Source organism: Chitinophaga rhizosphaerae (assembly GCF_003958645.1).
GTDB lineage: Bacteria > Bacteroidota > Bacteroidia > Chitinophagales > Chitinophagaceae > Chitinophaga > Chitinophaga rhizosphaerae.
In genome coordinates, this window is record NZ_RXLO01000002.1 from 290,184 (window position 1) to 304,862 (window position 14,679).

The 14,679-nt window shown below is 54.1% G+C and carries 13 protein-coding genes; 6 read left to right on the forward strand and 7 right to left on the reverse strand.

Going from position 1 to position 14,679, the window contains the following annotated elements:
• Positions 1–47 precede the first annotated feature (47 nt).
• Together EJ361_RS04685 and EJ361_RS04690 are read right to left on the reverse strand one after the other, a co-directional pair.
• Positions 48–1,292, reverse strand: coding sequence for a sugar MFS transporter (locus EJ361_RS04685; protein WP_205686938.1), 1,245 nt, complete (start codon positions 1,290–1,292; stop codon positions 48–50).
• Between the two features lie 21 nt (positions 1,293–1,313).
• The gene (locus EJ361_RS04690) at positions 1,314–2,498 is read right to left on the reverse strand and encodes an AGE family epimerase/isomerase (RefSeq protein ID WP_126244199.1); all 1,185 of its coding nucleotides are present in this window, start codon (positions 2,496–2,498) and stop codon (positions 1,314–1,316) included.
• A gap of 354 nt (positions 2,499–2,852) precedes the next feature.
• Here EJ361_RS04690 and EJ361_RS04695 point away from each other — a divergent pair, with 354 nt between their 5' ends.
• The 5 genes from EJ361_RS04695 to EJ361_RS04715 all read left to right on the forward strand — a co-directional run bounded on the left by EJ361_RS04695 (position 2,853) and on the right by EJ361_RS04715 (position 8,323).
• Positions 2,853–4,082, forward strand: coding sequence for an ROK family transcriptional regulator (locus tag EJ361_RS04695; RefSeq protein WP_126244200.1), 1,230 nt, complete (start codon positions 2,853–2,855; stop codon positions 4,080–4,082).
• A 456-nt stretch (positions 4,083–4,538) separates the two neighbouring features.
• Complete coding sequence (gene tig, locus EJ361_RS04700) at positions 4,539–5,909, forward strand: trigger factor (protein WP_126244201.1); 1,371 nt, start codon at positions 4,539–4,541, stop codon at positions 5,907–5,909.
• Positions 5,899–6,612, forward strand: coding sequence for an ATP-dependent Clp endopeptidase proteolytic subunit ClpP (gene clpP, locus EJ361_RS04705; RefSeq protein ID WP_126244202.1), 714 nt, complete (start codon positions 5,899–5,901; stop codon positions 6,610–6,612). Before tig ends, clpP begins: the two co-directional genes overlap by 11 nt.
• A 231-nt stretch (positions 6,613–6,843) precedes the next feature.
• Entirely contained in the window at positions 6,844–8,088 is a 1,245-nt protein-coding gene (gene clpX, locus EJ361_RS04710; protein ID WP_126244203.1) for an ATP-dependent Clp protease ATP-binding subunit ClpX, read from the forward strand.
• 34 nt (positions 8,089–8,122) lie between these two features.
• Positions 8,123–8,323, forward strand: a complete 201-nt coding sequence (locus EJ361_RS04715) for a DUF2267 domain-containing protein (RefSeq protein ID WP_126244204.1) — start codon at positions 8,123–8,125, stop codon at positions 8,321–8,323.
• A gap of 279 nt (positions 8,324–8,602) precedes the next feature.
• On the opposite strand, the gene EJ361_RS04720 is transcribed toward EJ361_RS04715, so the two are convergent.
• Positions 8,603–9,478: a c-type cytochrome gene (locus EJ361_RS04720; RefSeq protein ID WP_126244205.1), complete on the reverse strand. Its 876-nt coding sequence runs from the start codon at positions 9,476–9,478 to the stop codon at positions 8,603–8,605.
• Positions 9,479–9,573: 95 nt separating this feature from the next.
• Between EJ361_RS04720 and EJ361_RS04725 the strand changes: the two genes are divergently transcribed.
• Positions 9,574–10,065 carry a helix-turn-helix transcriptional regulator gene (locus EJ361_RS04725; protein WP_126244206.1) on the forward strand — a complete coding sequence of 164 codons (492 nt, stop codon included), beginning with the start codon at positions 9,574–9,576 and terminating at the stop codon, positions 10,063–10,065.
• Between the two features lie 264 nt (positions 10,066–10,329).
• On the opposite strand, the gene EJ361_RS04730 is transcribed toward EJ361_RS04725, so the two are convergent.
• The 4 genes from EJ361_RS04730 to EJ361_RS04745 all read right to left on the reverse strand — a co-directional run bounded on the left by EJ361_RS04730 (position 10,330) and on the right by EJ361_RS04745 (position 14,663).
• Positions 10,330–11,958 carry an NADP-dependent glyceraldehyde-3-phosphate dehydrogenase gene (locus tag EJ361_RS04730; RefSeq protein ID WP_126244207.1) on the reverse strand — a complete coding sequence of 543 codons (1,629 nt, stop codon included), beginning with the start codon at positions 11,956–11,958 and terminating at the stop codon, positions 10,330–10,332.
• A gap of 211 nt (positions 11,959–12,169) precedes the next feature.
• Positions 12,170–12,640 (reverse strand): hypothetical protein, encoded by a 471-nt coding sequence (locus EJ361_RS04735; protein ID WP_126244208.1) that lies wholly within the window; start codon positions 12,638–12,640, stop codon positions 12,170–12,172.
• 145 nt (positions 12,641–12,785) lie between these two features.
• Entirely contained in the window at positions 12,786–13,928 is a 1,143-nt protein-coding gene (locus EJ361_RS04740; protein WP_126244209.1) for an acyl-CoA dehydrogenase family protein, read from the reverse strand.
• Between the two features lie 15 nt (positions 13,929–13,943).
• On the reverse strand, positions 13,944–14,663 hold the full coding sequence (locus tag EJ361_RS04745; protein WP_126244210.1) for a ComEA family DNA-binding protein: 720 nt from the start codon (positions 14,661–14,663) through the stop codon (positions 13,944–13,946).
• Positions 14,664–14,679 lie beyond the last annotated feature (16 nt).

Below are 14,679 nucleotides of genomic sequence, written 5' to 3' on the forward strand. Positions count from 1 at the left end.
GGATAATTATCGTCAACTAGCAGCATGTTTTTAATTTTATTTACAAACTAAACCGATTTTGCATGACCGGTCCGCCGGGGCTTACATCCCTCGATACCATAGAAAACGATATACGCGTAGCACAGGACCGGGATGATGAAAGCCGTTGTCCACGATGCGCTATCGATCAGCCATCCCTGCAACACCACGATCACCGCTCCGCCGGAAATAGCGGTAGACAGGATACCCGACGCCTGCGTGATATGCTTCCCCACGCCGTTTACCGACAACGAGAAAATAATGGCGAACATCACCGAATTGCACAACCCTACGCTGATGAGCGCCCACACCGCCAGCGGCCCGCCGGTAGCCATAGCCACCACGATCAGCGCGATCGCCGCCAGCCCGTTGATCACCAGCATCCTTTCCGGCCGCACCACGCGCAGTACCCCCACGCCCAGGAGCCGCCCGATCAGCATCGCGCCCCAATAAAAAGATACATAGCGGTTCGCTTCCTGCTCCGTGATGGCCAGCGTATCGGCGATGTAATTGGTGAGAAAAGACCCCACCGCCACTTCGGCCCCTACATAAAAAAAGATCGCCAGCGCCCCCAGCTTCAGGTTCCTGAAACCCAGCGCCGATCCGCCTTCCGCCTGACCATCTTCCACAGGCCGCACTTCCGGCAGTTTCATCCGCCACAACACCGCACTGATCACGACCAGCAGCAACGCGATCCCCGCATAAGGATATTTCACGGCCGACGAGCCGCCGGCGGCCATCCCCGGCAATATTACCGCCGCACCGAACAAAGGCGCCACGATCGTGCCCACGGAACCTACGCTCTGGATCATGTTCATGCGCGATGAAGCCGTTTCCGGCCGCCCCAGCACCACGATGTACGGGTTGGCAGACACCTGCATGAACACGATCCCCACCGCCACAATGAACAGCGCCGCCAGGAAAAGGTAATACGCATGCAGCAAGGCCGCCGGGTAAAACAGCAGCGCACCCGCCGCCGCCACGAGGAACCCCGCCACCATGCCCTTCCGGAACCCGATGCGCGATACGATCCGCCCGGCTGGAATGGAAAAAATCCCGTACACGGCGAAGAAATAAAACTGCACGAGCGACGATTCCATGTAACTCAGCGTAAACCCTTCCTTGAAATACGGGATCAGCGTATCGTTGAGGCAGGTGATGAAACCCAGCATGAAATACAGCACTGCGAGCGACAGCAGCGCGGGCAGATAATTGCGGGACGAGGGCGAAGCGCCCCGGCGGACGCTCATTTCGGGCATAAGTACGTTGGCCATAATACGATCAAATCTGGTTGGTTATACAGTTACGGTTTGCGAAACGGCGATCTCCTCCAGCGTTTTCCAACTGAGGAACAGCGAGCGCGGAACATGGAAACATCCTTTCCATTTCCCGCCCTTCAGCGGCAGCAGCACTTCTCCCCTGCGGTTTAGGTACCCGAACCATTCGCCGAACGCGGGGTCGCGGAAATGCCGCCAGGTATAGTGATGCAACCGGTGAAACCACTGGAGGCAACGCTCGTCGCCGGTGTAGCGGTAACCTTTCAGCATGGCCACAATGGCTTCGTGATGCACCCACCAGAGCTTCTGGTCCCATTCCAGTTGTTGCGGAGGCCGTCCTTTCGCGTCCAAAAAATAGAAAATCCCTTCGAATTCTCCATCCCATCCGAATGCAAGCATGCGCAAAGCGATGTCTTTACACTTATGCATAAGGTTTTCATCGCCCAGGCGATGCGCGATGTCCATAAGGAACCACATGGATTCCAGGCTGTGCCCGGGCGATACGAGGCGGCCTTCGAAAGAATCCGACAGCCGCCCGTTTGGCGTCACGTTTTCCATGATGAGCCCGGTTTCCGGATCGTAAAAATCTTCCATCACCGCACGCACGCATTCGCGGATGGTGCTGTCTACCGTTTCGCGCGGCAGCACATGTTCCACTTCCAGCACCAGGTTGGAAAGGATCATGGGGAGCGATAGCCCCTTCAGCGGCCGCGTCCCGGGAACGGCTTTGGAGTAGTGGCCCTTCGGCTGGCTGAACCGCGAAAGAATGCCTTGAAACGTGCGCAGCGCCACATCATCATACTCCGCCTTGCCGGTGGCTTTGCCCAGCTGCGCGAACGCCATGGCGGCGAAGCAGTCGGAAAAAATGTTGTACGCCTGCACGAGGGGGCGGCCTTCGCGGGTAAGACTGAAATACCAGTTCTCATTTGCGTCCCGGCCATGGCGCAACATAAAATCGGCCCCGTGCTCGGCGGTTTTCAGCCATTCGTCGCGCATGCCCAGCCTGTTGCAGAGCATGGCGAACGTCCACACCTGGCGGCCCTGCAGCCAAGCGAATTTATCGGTATCGAAAACGTTCCCCTCCCGGTCGAGACAGGTGAAAAATCCGCCAAACTCTTCGTCTATGGAATGTTTCAGCCAAAATGGGATCACATCGTTCAGCAGGTTGTCGCGGTACTGCTCCGCGATTTGTAACAGGTTCATAAGTTGATAATAAAAGTTCTGAATCGGATCGTAACAAAAGACGCGGCGGCGGGCCATTGCGGACAGCCTTTCCTTCTCCCGACGAAAATCGATTGCATGAAAAGCGGTTTACAGATGAAAGCGGAACGGTTGCCAGGAAGCACAGTTTCTCATAACGCGGCTACCGGTCCACGGGTTCTCGATCATATCCGGCACGCGTCCCGCTTCGACGGCGCCCGGTATAATGCAGGACACTAAATAACAATTTTATTTAGAATACTACAACTAGTTTTTTAATTATTTTAATAAATGATATGGATATAAACCTTGGGGCAAATTTTGCTACTTTGAACCCTTTAATGAAGTAGCAGCGACATGAGCCGTCACACCTTTTTCGAAGATCTCCGCAACGATGCCATCACGGGCGTAGCGTACAAGAACCTGCAGCAGAAGAAGCAGATTTTGTCGTGGTTCGTGAACGCGGGCAACGCCACCATCGCCGACCTGAGCCGCGAGCTGAACGCCAGCGTGCCGAAGGTAGGCGAGCTGATCAACGAACTGATCGCCGACGGACTGGTAAAGGATTACGGGAAGATTGAGGCGGCGGCGGGCCGGCGGCCCAATGTGTACGGTCTGGAACCGGATTCGTTCTTTTTCGTGGGGGTGGATATCAAGCAATATTATGTGAACCTCGGCCTGGGGGATTTCCGGAACAACCTCGTCCGCACCCAGGAAAAGGTGCCTTTCCATCTCAAGAACACCCCGGAAGCCCTCTGCCGGCTGTGCGACATCATCACCGGGTTCATCGCCGCTTCGGGAAAAGGGAAAAGGAAAGTCATCGGCATCGGCGTAAACCTTTCCGGCCGCATCAATTACCGCTCCGGTTACAGTTACAGCTTCTTCCATTTCCAGGAAGACCCGCTCAGCAAGGTGATCGAGCAGCGGCTGGGCATTCCCACGTTCCTGGAAAACGACTCCCGCGCCGTGGCTTACGGTGAATTCAGCAGCGGCGCCTATCACGAGAAAAACGCGTTCTTTATCAACCTCGAGCACGGCATCGGCATGGGGCTGCTGCTGAACGGACAATTATATTACGGCAAATCCGGCTTCGCGGGAGACATCGGCCATATCCCGGTTTTCGACAACGAAATCCTTTGCCATTGCGGAAAGAAAGGCTGCCTGGAAACGGAAGCTTCCGGCGCCGCGCTCACCCGCCTGTTCATCCGCCGCCTCCGCGAAGGGGCAACCAGCGTCGTGGCCAGGCGCATCCCCAATCCGGACGATGTGCAACTGGAAGACATCCTCGCCGCCGTGAAGCAGGAAGATACCCTCGCTATCGAGCTCATCGCGGAAATCGGGGAAAAACTCGGCCGGGGGATCGCCATCCTCATCAATATCCTCAACCCGGAAGTAGTGATCCTCGGCGGGGCGCTCGCTTCCACCGGCGATTACATTTTACTGCCCATCCGCAGCGCGATCAATAAATTTTCGTTGACGCTGGTGAATAACGATACCAGGCTCGTGCTTTCCCGCAAGGGAGAACATGCGGGCATGGCCGGCGCCTGCCTGCTGGTGCGCGACCGCCTCCTGGCGCTGATCGATTAAGGAAAAATGGAGCGGCAAATGAAAATCAGCAATCTTTCGGGGCGCTAGGGCCCATTTTCCCGGAGAACTGGCAGCGGGGATGATCCCCCGCGGATCGTTGTCGCCGGTGAAGTGCCGTTCCGGTTTACGCCGCGGGCCTGGCGCTGAGGGCACGCATGAAGATCCGCCCTAATATGACTACCCCGGGGCCATAATTTCGGGAAAACGCACTATCTTCGCGCTTCGCCGGCAGTGGCATTTTTTCACAAACCGTTGAGATTAACTGATTTAGAGGAAGCCAAAAATTCGTTTGCGGCCCGGTCGGTGATATTCTGTCGGTCTGGCGGCCCGCCCGCCCTGCTAAAAAGGCAGGTTTTCCGCACTGCGGGCCCGTGGCACAATCTTGGTTGACGGGATTGGGCACGGAAAGACGAACAAGTATATTTTCTGTGTTTTTAATATTAACAAAAAGCAAAAATGGCAACCGTAACCAGAGAGAACATTGGTTTATTAAATGATAAGATCACTGTGAAAGTGAGCCAGGAAGACTACCTTCCTAATTTCGAGAAAGCTGTCAAGCATTTTTCCAAAACAGCCAACATCCCTGGATTCCGGAAAGGCCAGGTTCCCGCCGGCATGATCAAAAAAATGAGCGGCCAGGCGCTGTTTGCAGACGAAGTGCTGAAAACGGTGGAAAAGGAACTGATGGGTTATATCCAGACCGAAAAGCTGGAAATCTTCGCCCAGCCTCTCTCCCTCGAGAACGAACCGAAAAACTTCGATTACAATACACCTGCGGAATTCGACTTCGCTTTTGAAGTGGGCCTCAAACCTGCGTTCGACGTAGATCCCCTGCTGGCGAAAACTTCCCTCACCCGCTACAGCGTAAAGGTGACCGACGAGATCGTTGACCAGGAACTGGACCGTCTGCAACTGAAAGGCGGCAAATCCAGCGAGCCCGAAACCGTTACTTCCGAGAACAATGTGTTGAACCTCGAGTTCATTGAGACAGACAGCAAAGGCAACATCGCAGAAGGCGCAGAGAAAAAAGAAAACTCACTGCTTGTAAAAACCTTCTCCGCCGCCGCACAGGAAAAACTGATGGGCAAAAAAGTAGGCGACACCATCGTGTTCCAGCTTTCCAAAGCTTTCGATAAAGACCGTATCGAATACATCACCAAAGACCTCGGCCTCGCTAACGATAAAGACGCTGCGAAAAAATACTTCCAGCTCACCATCACCAAGCTGACCCTGATCGAAAAACGTGAACTGAACGAGGAATTCTTCAACGAAGTGTACCCCGGCCAGAACATCGCTACCGCCGAAGCTTTCCGCGAAAAACTCCGCGAAGAGATCGGCAAATACTGGAAACAGGAAGCCACCAACCACCTGCACAACGACCTGTTCGAGACGCTGGTGCACGAAACGCCGATCGAACTCCCGAAAGAGTTCCTGAAACGTTGGCTCCAGAAAGGCGGCGAAAACCCGAAAACGGAAGCCGAAGCCGAACAGGAATACCCGAACTTCGACCATCAGCTGCGCTGGACGCTCATCAGCGACAAACTGATCCGCGATAACAAAATCGACGTTTCTTTCGACGAACTGAAAGACAACGCCCGCACCAAGCTCCTGTCTTACTACGGCCTCGGCGGCGACCAGGCTGAGTGGATGGACAGCTACCTGGAGCGCCTGCTGCAAGACGAGAAATACGTGGACCAGACTTATCGTGAGCTCATTACCCAGAAGCTGTTCAACTGGGCCGAAACCAAGGTGAACGTAAAAGAAGAGGAAATTACTGCAGAAGATTTTGTTAAATTACCTCATAAACATCACCATCATGAACATTAATGACGAATTCCGGAAATATGCGATTCACCACCGCGGGATCAGCAGCCTGGTTGTAGATAGTTATGCCCGTAACTCCCGCATCAATTCGCTCACTCCTTATATCATCGAGGAGCGCCAGTTGAACGTTACGCAGATGGACGTGTTCTCCCGCCTCATGGCAGACCGTATCATCTTCCTCGGCGATCCCGTGAACGACTATGTGGCCAACGTAATCACCGCACAGTTGCTGTTCCTCGAATCGGCCGACCGTAACCGCGATATACAGATGTACATCAACAGCCCCGGCGGCTCCGTATATGCCGGTCTGGGTATTTATGATACCATGCAGATCGTTTCGCCCGACATCGCCACCATCTGCACCGGCATGGCCGCCTCCTTCGGCGCCGTACTGCTGGTTGCCGGCACCAAAGGCAAACGCACTGCCCTGAAGCACGCCCGCGTAATGATCCACCAGCCCCACGGCGGTGCGGAAGGCCAAACCTCCGACATCGAGATCACCGCACGCGAATTCGTGAAGCTGAAAAAAGAGCTGAACGAAATCATCGCCTCCCACTGCGGCCAACCCGTGAAAAAAGTGGAAAAAGACGGCGACCGCGACTTCTGGATGACGGCCGACGAAGCCAAGGAATATGGTATCATCGACGACGTTCTGGACAAAAATCCCCGCAAGAAAGCTGTGGAAGGTGGCAACACACCCCAGTAATCTCCGGACAAACGCATAAAAAAACGCTCCCGACCGGGAGCGTTTTTTTTGTTTCCCCAACCCGCCAAACCGGGCTACGAACGGCAATAATCCATCATATGTAAGAATTTGTTAAGTTGAAAGCGGGATGGGGCAACGGGTAGGTTTTCCCCTTCCGAAACCCGGCAAAAAACCGTAATTTTGTAACCTCGTAATCGAGGCTGCAACAGCCTTACACTAAAAACCAGATAAATGAAAGAATCCAAGATACGCTGTTCGTTCTGCAACCGGAACAAAGACGAGGTAAGGATATTGATCGCAGGTGCAGACGGCCATATCTGTGAAAACTGTGTGGCCAACGCGCAGGAGATCATTGAGCAGGAACTGAGCCCCGCAGGCGAAGCGCCCCGCAAAAGCGGCCCCTCGCACTTCGTCCCGAAAGTCTCGAAACCGGTGGAAATCAAGCATTTCCTGGATGAATACGTGATCGGTCAGGACGATGCGAAGAAAATCCTCGCCGTGGCCGTTTACAACCACTACAAACGCCTCAACCAGCAGGTAACGGAAGATGACGTGGAAATCGAAAAATCGAACCTCATCATGGTCGGCGAAACCGGTACGGGTAAAACCCTCCTCGCCAAATCCATCGCCCGCCTCCTCAACGTTCCCTTCACCATCGTAGACGCTACGGTTTTCACCGAAGCCGGCTATGTGGGCGAAGACGTGGAAAGCATCCTCACCCGCCTCCTCCAGGTCTGCAATTACGACGTGGAAGCCGCCGAAAGAGGGATCGTGTATATCGACGAGATCGACAAGATCGCCCGCAAGAGCGATAACCCGTCCATCACCCGCGACGTGAGCGGCGAAGGCGTTCAGCAAGGCCTCCTTAAACTCCTGGAAGGCACCGAAGTGCTCGTTCCCCCGCAAGGCGGCCGCAAGCACCCCGAGCAAAAACTCATCAAGGTAAATACCCAGAATATCCTGTTCATCTGCGGCGGCGCGTTCGACGGTGTAGACCGGATCATCTCCCGCCGTATCCAGACCCATTCCATCGGGTTCACGGTGAACAAGGAACAGGAAGAACAAAACCGCAAGCACATCCTGCGTTACGTGAATTCGCAAGACCTCAAGCAATTCGGCCTCATCCCCGAACTGCTGGGCCGCCTGCCGGTGGTAACCTACCTGAACACCCTCGATAAAGACGCGCTGAAAGCCATTCTCACCCAACCGCGCAACGCCCTCATCAAACAGTACAAAAAACTGTTCAAGGTGGAAGGCATCGAGTTCGACGTGGAAGACGATGCAGTGGACTACATCGTGGAAAAAGCGCTGGAATACAAACTGGGCGCCCGCGGCCTCCGCTCCATCTGCGAAGTGGTACTGGCGGATGCCATGTTCAACCTGCCCAGCACCACCGAAAAATCTTTCGTGCTCACCCGTGCCCTGGCGGCCGATAAGCTCGAAAAAAGCACGCTCGTGGCACTCAAGGTAGCCTGATCACCCGAATTCCAAACCGATAAAATTAGTCCAGATGCAAGAGCTCATCCAGCAAGTGAAAGATAAAGCCGGCGTTAACGACGAGCAGGCCGTAAAAGCCATCGAAGCCGTAAAAGATTTCGTAAAAAGCAAGCTGCCCCCCATGATCGCGGGCAACGTAGACGTGTGGTTCGCCGGAATGGCAGGCGGCGCCCAACCCAAAAAGCCGGACGCCGCTGAAGATTTCCTGGATTAACAACGGTTATGCCGCGCGGCGGATGCTGCGGCAAGCGTCAGACACCAGGCAATAGATGAAATCACGCGAATTCTGCGCGGCAGACACTAGCAACAATAACATACTCATCGATTTTATACAGAGGCGCTTCCGGGCGCCTCTGCCTGTTTATAAAAATGTTCCAATTCCATCGTATAACGCGACATCCACCGCTTCCCCCCTATGCCGTTCCAAAATTTTCTTCCAAACTCCGCTTCGCCGCCGTCACCGGATAGTATATCGTTCCCGGGAGGGCCATAGTTACAGGGTCTTTAAATATCTGTACAATGCGGTCAGTTCCTCGTCGGAATACTGGCTCGTCATCTGCCATGGCATATCGTCGTTCTTCAGTGCACGGCCGTCGGGCGTATTGCCGGTCCGCAGCACGGCGATGAATTCCTTTTCCGACCATTTGCCGATATTGCCCGAAGGCGTGATGTCCCGTACGAATACGCCGCCGGGAATGGGGCTTTCGCCGCCTTTCAGGTTGGGCTTGTGACAGCCGGTGCAGGACATGGAAAGATATTGGCCGTATTCAGCGGTAGGGCCTTTCGCTACCGGGGGGCCCGGCCGCCAGGCGTGATCGATTTTTTCAGCCGGGATAAGGGGTAGCTGGCCGATGCCGGAAAGCACCGTGCCGAGGGGCCCCAGGCTGGGTGCAGCCGTTTCGTTATCGCGCGGGGTGGCGGATTTGAGATAGGCGATCAGGGTGCCAAGGTCTTCGTCCGTCATTTTGTAATACTCATACGAAGGCATGACCAGCAAAGGCTTCCCGTCTTTCCGGATGCCGTGGCGCAGCGCCAGTAACCAGTCGCGATCCGTGTAATCCGCCGCCCGCCCGCCTTTGCCGCGGGTGAGGTTGGTACCGTATATCCTGCCGATGGGCCCTTCGTCGAGGAATTTTTTTCCGCCGAGATCGGCACCATGACAGTCTGCACAGCCGCGCGTTGCGTAGATATGCGCACCAGCCGCTATGGAAGCGGAATCCGAAGGAATATCGAACATCCGTACTTCTACGTTGTAGATTTTGTCTCTACTATTTTTCACCATGATATGCATGATGAAATAAAAAATAAGTACCCCGGTAATGAGAACGGCGATGATTCCGCCTGTCCATTTCAGTATTTTCCGCATCATGAGATTGATTATTTTTGTGACATCAAAAGTACGTGCCGCCACAACCCCAGGTGGTACGCAAAACGGATAATACTGTACGATAATCGGATTACGTTATGACCCCAAAAGTTTCAATCACCGCGCAGGACGCGGTTTCCACGCATGCATTCTTCATGGACCACGCTACCGTGCCCGAACCTGATTTCGCCGGAGACTGGGATCCCCTGCAGGCATTACTTCACTTCCAGGTGAAGGCAGGGCCCGGGCGTATCATTCCCCCCGCCGATGTTTCACGCCTGCAATCCGTGAAGGATTTCCTGCGCGAGCATTTCCTCGACCAACAACTGAGCCTTAATTTTCTTTGCCGCCGGTTTGGCCTGAATGAATTCAAACTGAAAAAAGGATTCAAGCAATTATTCGGCAACACCGTGTTCGGATACGTGCAGGAAATGCGGATGAAAACCGCGCGCCGGCTCATCGTCGAAGAAAAAAGAAATGTGAACGAAGTGGCCGACTTCCTCGGCTACAGCTCGCCCAATCACTTCTCCGCAGCGTTCAAGCGGCTGTACGGCTTTCCGCCGGCGAAGCTGAAGGCATGGCAAATGTGAAGGAGAAAGAATGGAAAGAACCAGGGCTACACTCCTCCAGGGCAAAATAAAAACCGCCTCAGAGTGAGGCGGTTTCTTTTTGGAGTAAAATTTTCTCGATCTTTCTTAATGTTTAGGTTGATAAATTGGTAAGGAAAGTAATTAACTCAAATTTAACTTTCTGTTATCAATTTTCCATCACACTAAGGTGTAAATATTCAAAATAATGTAAAAAAAAGCGATCGCTATCACTAAGTTATGAGACAGCAGCGCCTTTACAGTTGATTAAAATATATACTTTGTTGATAAAAAGTTCGAAGATTGGGCACTTACGATCTCATTTATGAGCGCTTTGTTCTCTTCGGTCTGTTTTGTAGCCACCAAAGAGCGGATGGAAAACGCGCGTAAGGCGTCGAAAACGGAGAGCGTAGCCTCCGCGGAATCCTTTCTGCCGGTGAACGGAAAGATGTCTGGTCCTCTTTGACATTGGCAATTGATGTTGACACGGCTCACCTGGTTTACCAGCGGATCGATCAGGGAAGCCAGTTCCGCCGCATCGTTCGAGAACAGGGCCACTTGCTGGCCATGGTCTGCTTCGATGAGGTAGCGGATGGGTGTTTCGATATCGTCGAACGGCACCACCGGGATCACCGGGCCGAATTGCTCTTCGCGGTAGAGTTTCATTTTTTCATTGACGGGATACACGATGGCGGGGTACACGAACGATGCGTTGGCCGCGCCACCGAAGGGATTGATCACCTTTGCGCCATGGGCTACGGCATCCGCCACGCAGCTTTGGAGGTAGCCCGGCTTCTGGGGTTCCGGCAGCGGTGTGAGGAATACGTCTTTCTCCCAGGGCATCCCGGATTTAAGCTGGCTGACAGCCGCCGTCATCTTCTCCAGGAAAGCCGCTGCCACACTGCTGTGCACGTAAATGATCTTGATGGCGGTACAACGTTGACCATTAAACGAAAGTGATCCCAGTACACATTCCTTCACGGCAAGGTCGATGTCGGCTTTTTCGGTGATGATGGCGGCGTTCTTGGCGTCGAGGCCCAAAATCGCGCGGAGGCGGTTCACTTTCGGGTGCATTTTTTTCAGCTGGTTGGCCACTTTGCTGGAGCCGATCAGCGTGAGCACGTTGATTTTCCCGGATTCCATGAGCGGCGCGATGATCTGGTTGCCGCGGCCGTAAATGGTGTTGACCACACCCGCCGGGAAACAGTCGCGGAAGGCTTCGAGGAGCGGGAAATGCAACAGGGTACCATGTTTGGGAGGTTTGAAAAGCAGCGTGTTGCCCATGATGAGCGCGGGGATCAGCGTCGTGAAAGTTTCGTTCAGGGGATAATTGAAAGGCCCCATGCACAGTACCACCCCGAGCGGGCTGCGGCGAATCTGCCCGATGATGCCCTGTTCGATGGCGAAGGAAGACGACTTGCGGTCGAGGTTCTTCAGCGCATCGATGGTAGCATGGATGTACTCGACCGTGCGGTCGAACTCCTTCACGGAATCGGTGTAGGATTTACCGATCTCCCACATGATGAGCTTTACCACTTCCTGCTTTTTTGCGATCATGCGGCCGGTGAATTTTTCCACGCAGGCGATGCGCTCGGCTACCGACATGGTCGGCCATTCTCCCCTGCCGTCTGCATAGGCTGCCACGGCGGCGTTGAGGGATTCCATAGCTTCGTCGGGCCCACACAGGGGGTACGACCCGATGACGCGGCGTTCCTGGCCTGTGGGGGTTTTGACGCAGACAGGCGATAACACGGTATGCACGTCTCCATGCCAGTTCTTCATAACGCCGTCAGACAGGTAGCTCCGTTGGTGGATTTCCCCGGGCAGATCATACTCCGCCGGAATGGCGGAGGCCTCGGGGAAGAGGTGATTCAATTGGTCTTCTAAGGTTGTCATTTGTCAGGATTAATGGGCGCAATTTATAAAAGTTAACAATAAAAAGTAATGAAATCATTTTCAACAAATTGTAAAATTGCAATCGATTGATTATATCTTTACGGAAGTGCGGGCCAACCCATGGTATCCAGATAAAATAGTATGCAGTAAGGTCAAAATAGAAAACCGTGGGCAAAAGGGTTGGATGGAAATGTCCCGATCGGCAGCGGGACTATTTCATGGCGGACTTTCCCTGTCCACGGTGGAATAACCGCAGGATATCTTCGGCGGAATTGGTCGTAATATATCGTGTTTTCCCATTACGCAATTTCAATTTCAGCACCTGATTCCCTTCGAAAATGTACCCCCATCCGTCTCCCACATACCGGATGCCCCATCCACCGAAATTGCGCCCTGCCCCCAGCAAAGTCACATCCGTCAATTCCTCCCACGGAAAATTCCGCTGCAGTCGCAATACGGGCCGGATTTTCAGTTGAATCCCCTGTTCGTCGGCCTCCAGCCGCATATGCAGCCACATCAGCATACCGCCCAATCCCAACAGCAACACCGCGGATGCGATGCCCATTTCCAGCCATTCTCCGGTAGTTACGGCCTTGTACATAAAAAGTACGAGCAGCGGAGCCCCGATGACGCCTCCGATCCAACGGGCCAACGGTGGCATATGTTGCGTTTCAATGATCATAATTGTTGGTTTCAAAAGTAGCGGAAAATGCTCCCCTAAAATTAACCGAAAAACGGCACAATTCATGGCAACTGCCGTATCACCGCAGCGGCCGGCCCCTGTGGGAGCCAGCCGCTGACTATGAGTTGACCTTTTACTTTTACTGTCAGGATTTGAGGACTTCCCTTGCGATGACGATCTTCTGGATTTCGCTCGTGCCCTCGCCGATGGTACACAGCTTCGCATCGCGGTAAAACTTCTCCACCGGGAAATCCTTCGTGTAACCATATCCCCCGAAAACCTGCACGGCTTCATTGGCTACCGATACCGCGATCTCCGAAGCGTAGTATTTGGCCATGGCGGCCTGTTTCGTCATGGGTAAATGCTTGTTCTTCATATCGGCCGCCTGCATGGTCAGCAATTCCGCCGCGGCGATCTGCGTGGCCATGTCCGCCAGTTTAAAGGAAATACCCTGGAAACTGGAGATCGGTTTATCGAACTGGTGGCGTTCCTGCGAATATTTCAAAGCCGCGTCGTACGCGCCTTTCGCGATGCCGAGCGAGAGCGCTGCAATGGAAATGCGCCCGCCGTCGAGCACTTTCATCGACTGGATGAAACCTTCTCCCTCCTTGCCCAGCATGTTCCCCGCCGGGATGCGGCAATTATCGAAAATCATTTCGGCGGTTTCGGAAGCCCGCATGCCGAGTTTGTTTTCTTTCTTCCCGCCGCTGAAACCAGGCGTTCCGCGCTCCACTACGAAGGCCGTCATGCCATGACTGTCGCGCACCGCGCCTGTTCTGGCGATCACCACGGCCACGTTTCCGCTTTTCCCGTGCGTGATCCAGCATTTGGTGCCGTTAAGCACCCATTCATCACCTTCCTTCTTGGCCGTACATTTCATGTTCATGGCGTCTGACCCGGTGTTGGGCTCTGTGAGGCCCCATGCGCCGATCCATTGGCCGGATGCGAGTTTGGGCAGCCATCGCTGTTTCTGTTCTTCGTTACCGAATTGCAGGATATGCCCGGTGCACAAACTGTTATGCGCTGCCAGGCTCAGCCCTACCGCACCGCAAAGCCGCGCCACTTCGCTGATGACCGTCACATATTCCAGGTAACCGAGCCCCGAGCCGCCATAGGCTTCCGGCACCAGCACACCCATCAGCCCCAGCTCCCCCATGCGGTGAAACAGGTCTGCAGGGAAAGTCTGCGATTCGTCCCACTCCATAATATGCGGCTGGATGTTCGTTTTCCCGAAATCTTTGATCACCTGGGCGATCTGTTGTTGCATGTCCGTTGGCTGAAAGTTCATAACCTGAAATACGTTTTAAGGGGCGATTAAGTATTTTTCAATTTTACGATAAATGGAGTCATTCACCAAAGGCAGCGCCATTAGGTCGCTCACCTGCCTGAAACGCCCGTTGGCACTGCGATATCGTATGATAGCACGGGCCAATTTCGTGTTGATGTATGGATGATCGGCCAAAGATTTTTCATCTGTCTCGTTGACATCGATCTTTCTTAGAGATTCATCACCCAGTCGTAAATAAGGTTGAATTTTTTTAAATACGGAATCGGGTAAACCGTAGGTTTCACCTACTTGTATGACGCTGTGGAAGCCGCCGAGCCGGTTCCGGAACCGTACAATGCGCCCCGCGTACCCCGCACCGATGTATGGCAAACGTTCCCATTCCGCACTATCCGCTGCATTAATTCCAATCACCGGCGGCGGCTTCCGCTCCCAGGATTTCTTCCTCGCGGTATCGCGCTGCCAGGGTTTGCGGAATGCACTGTCTTTACGGTAGGATTTGCCTTTCCAACTGGCGCGCATACTGTCGTGCCGCCGCGTTTTCTCGCGCGCCCCTTCCGCCAGGAGCCCCGCTACCGCGCGCTCCGCCTCCGCCATGCCCAGCGTATCCGCGGGCGGCGGCAATGGGCGGATATGCAGCCAGACGGCCGGTAAACATTGGAAAATTACGATGAGGATCAGCAGGCAGGCAATGCCCTGCCGTTCCCGACGGGAAAAATCGAAAAAGGAGTCCGGCACAAACAATGGTTTTTAT

Excerpts from the sequence above, each read along its gene's own strand:
- EJ361_RS04685 (WP_205686938.1), bottom strand. The coding sequence starts at position 1,292 with ATGGCCAACGTACTTATGCCCGAAATGAGCGTCCGCCGGGGCGCTTCG.
- EJ361_RS04690 (WP_126244199.1), bottom strand. The coding sequence starts at position 2,498 with ATGAACCTGTTACAAATCGCGGAGCAGTACCGCGACAACCTGCTGAAC.
- EJ361_RS04695 (WP_126244200.1), top strand. The coding sequence starts at position 2,853 with ATGAGCCGTCACACCTTTTTCGAAGATCTCCGCAACGATGCCATCACG.
- tig (WP_126244201.1), top strand. The coding sequence starts at position 4,539 with ATGGCAACCGTAACCAGAGAGAACATTGGTTTATTAAATGATAAGATC.
- clpP (WP_126244202.1), top strand. The coding sequence starts at position 5,899 with ATGAACATTAATGACGAATTCCGGAAATATGCGATTCACCACCGCGGG.
- clpX (WP_126244203.1), top strand. The coding sequence starts at position 6,844 with ATGAAAGAATCCAAGATACGCTGTTCGTTCTGCAACCGGAACAAAGAC.
- EJ361_RS04715 (WP_126244204.1), top strand. The coding sequence starts at position 8,123 with ATGCAAGAGCTCATCCAGCAAGTGAAAGATAAAGCCGGCGTTAACGAC.
- EJ361_RS04720 (WP_126244205.1), bottom strand. The coding sequence starts at position 9,478 with ATGATGCGGAAAATACTGAAATGGACAGGCGGAATCATCGCCGTTCTC.
- EJ361_RS04725 (WP_126244206.1), top strand. The coding sequence starts at position 9,574 with ATGACCCCAAAAGTTTCAATCACCGCGCAGGACGCGGTTTCCACGCAT.
- EJ361_RS04730 (WP_126244207.1), bottom strand. The coding sequence starts at position 11,958 with ATGACAACCTTAGAAGACCAATTGAATCACCTCTTCCCCGAGGCCTCC.
- EJ361_RS04735 (WP_126244208.1), bottom strand. The coding sequence starts at position 12,640 with ATGATCATTGAAACGCAACATATGCCACCGTTGGCCCGTTGGATCGGA.
- EJ361_RS04740 (WP_126244209.1), bottom strand. The coding sequence starts at position 13,928 with ATGAACTTTCAGCCAACGGACATGCAACAACAGATCGCCCAGGTGATC.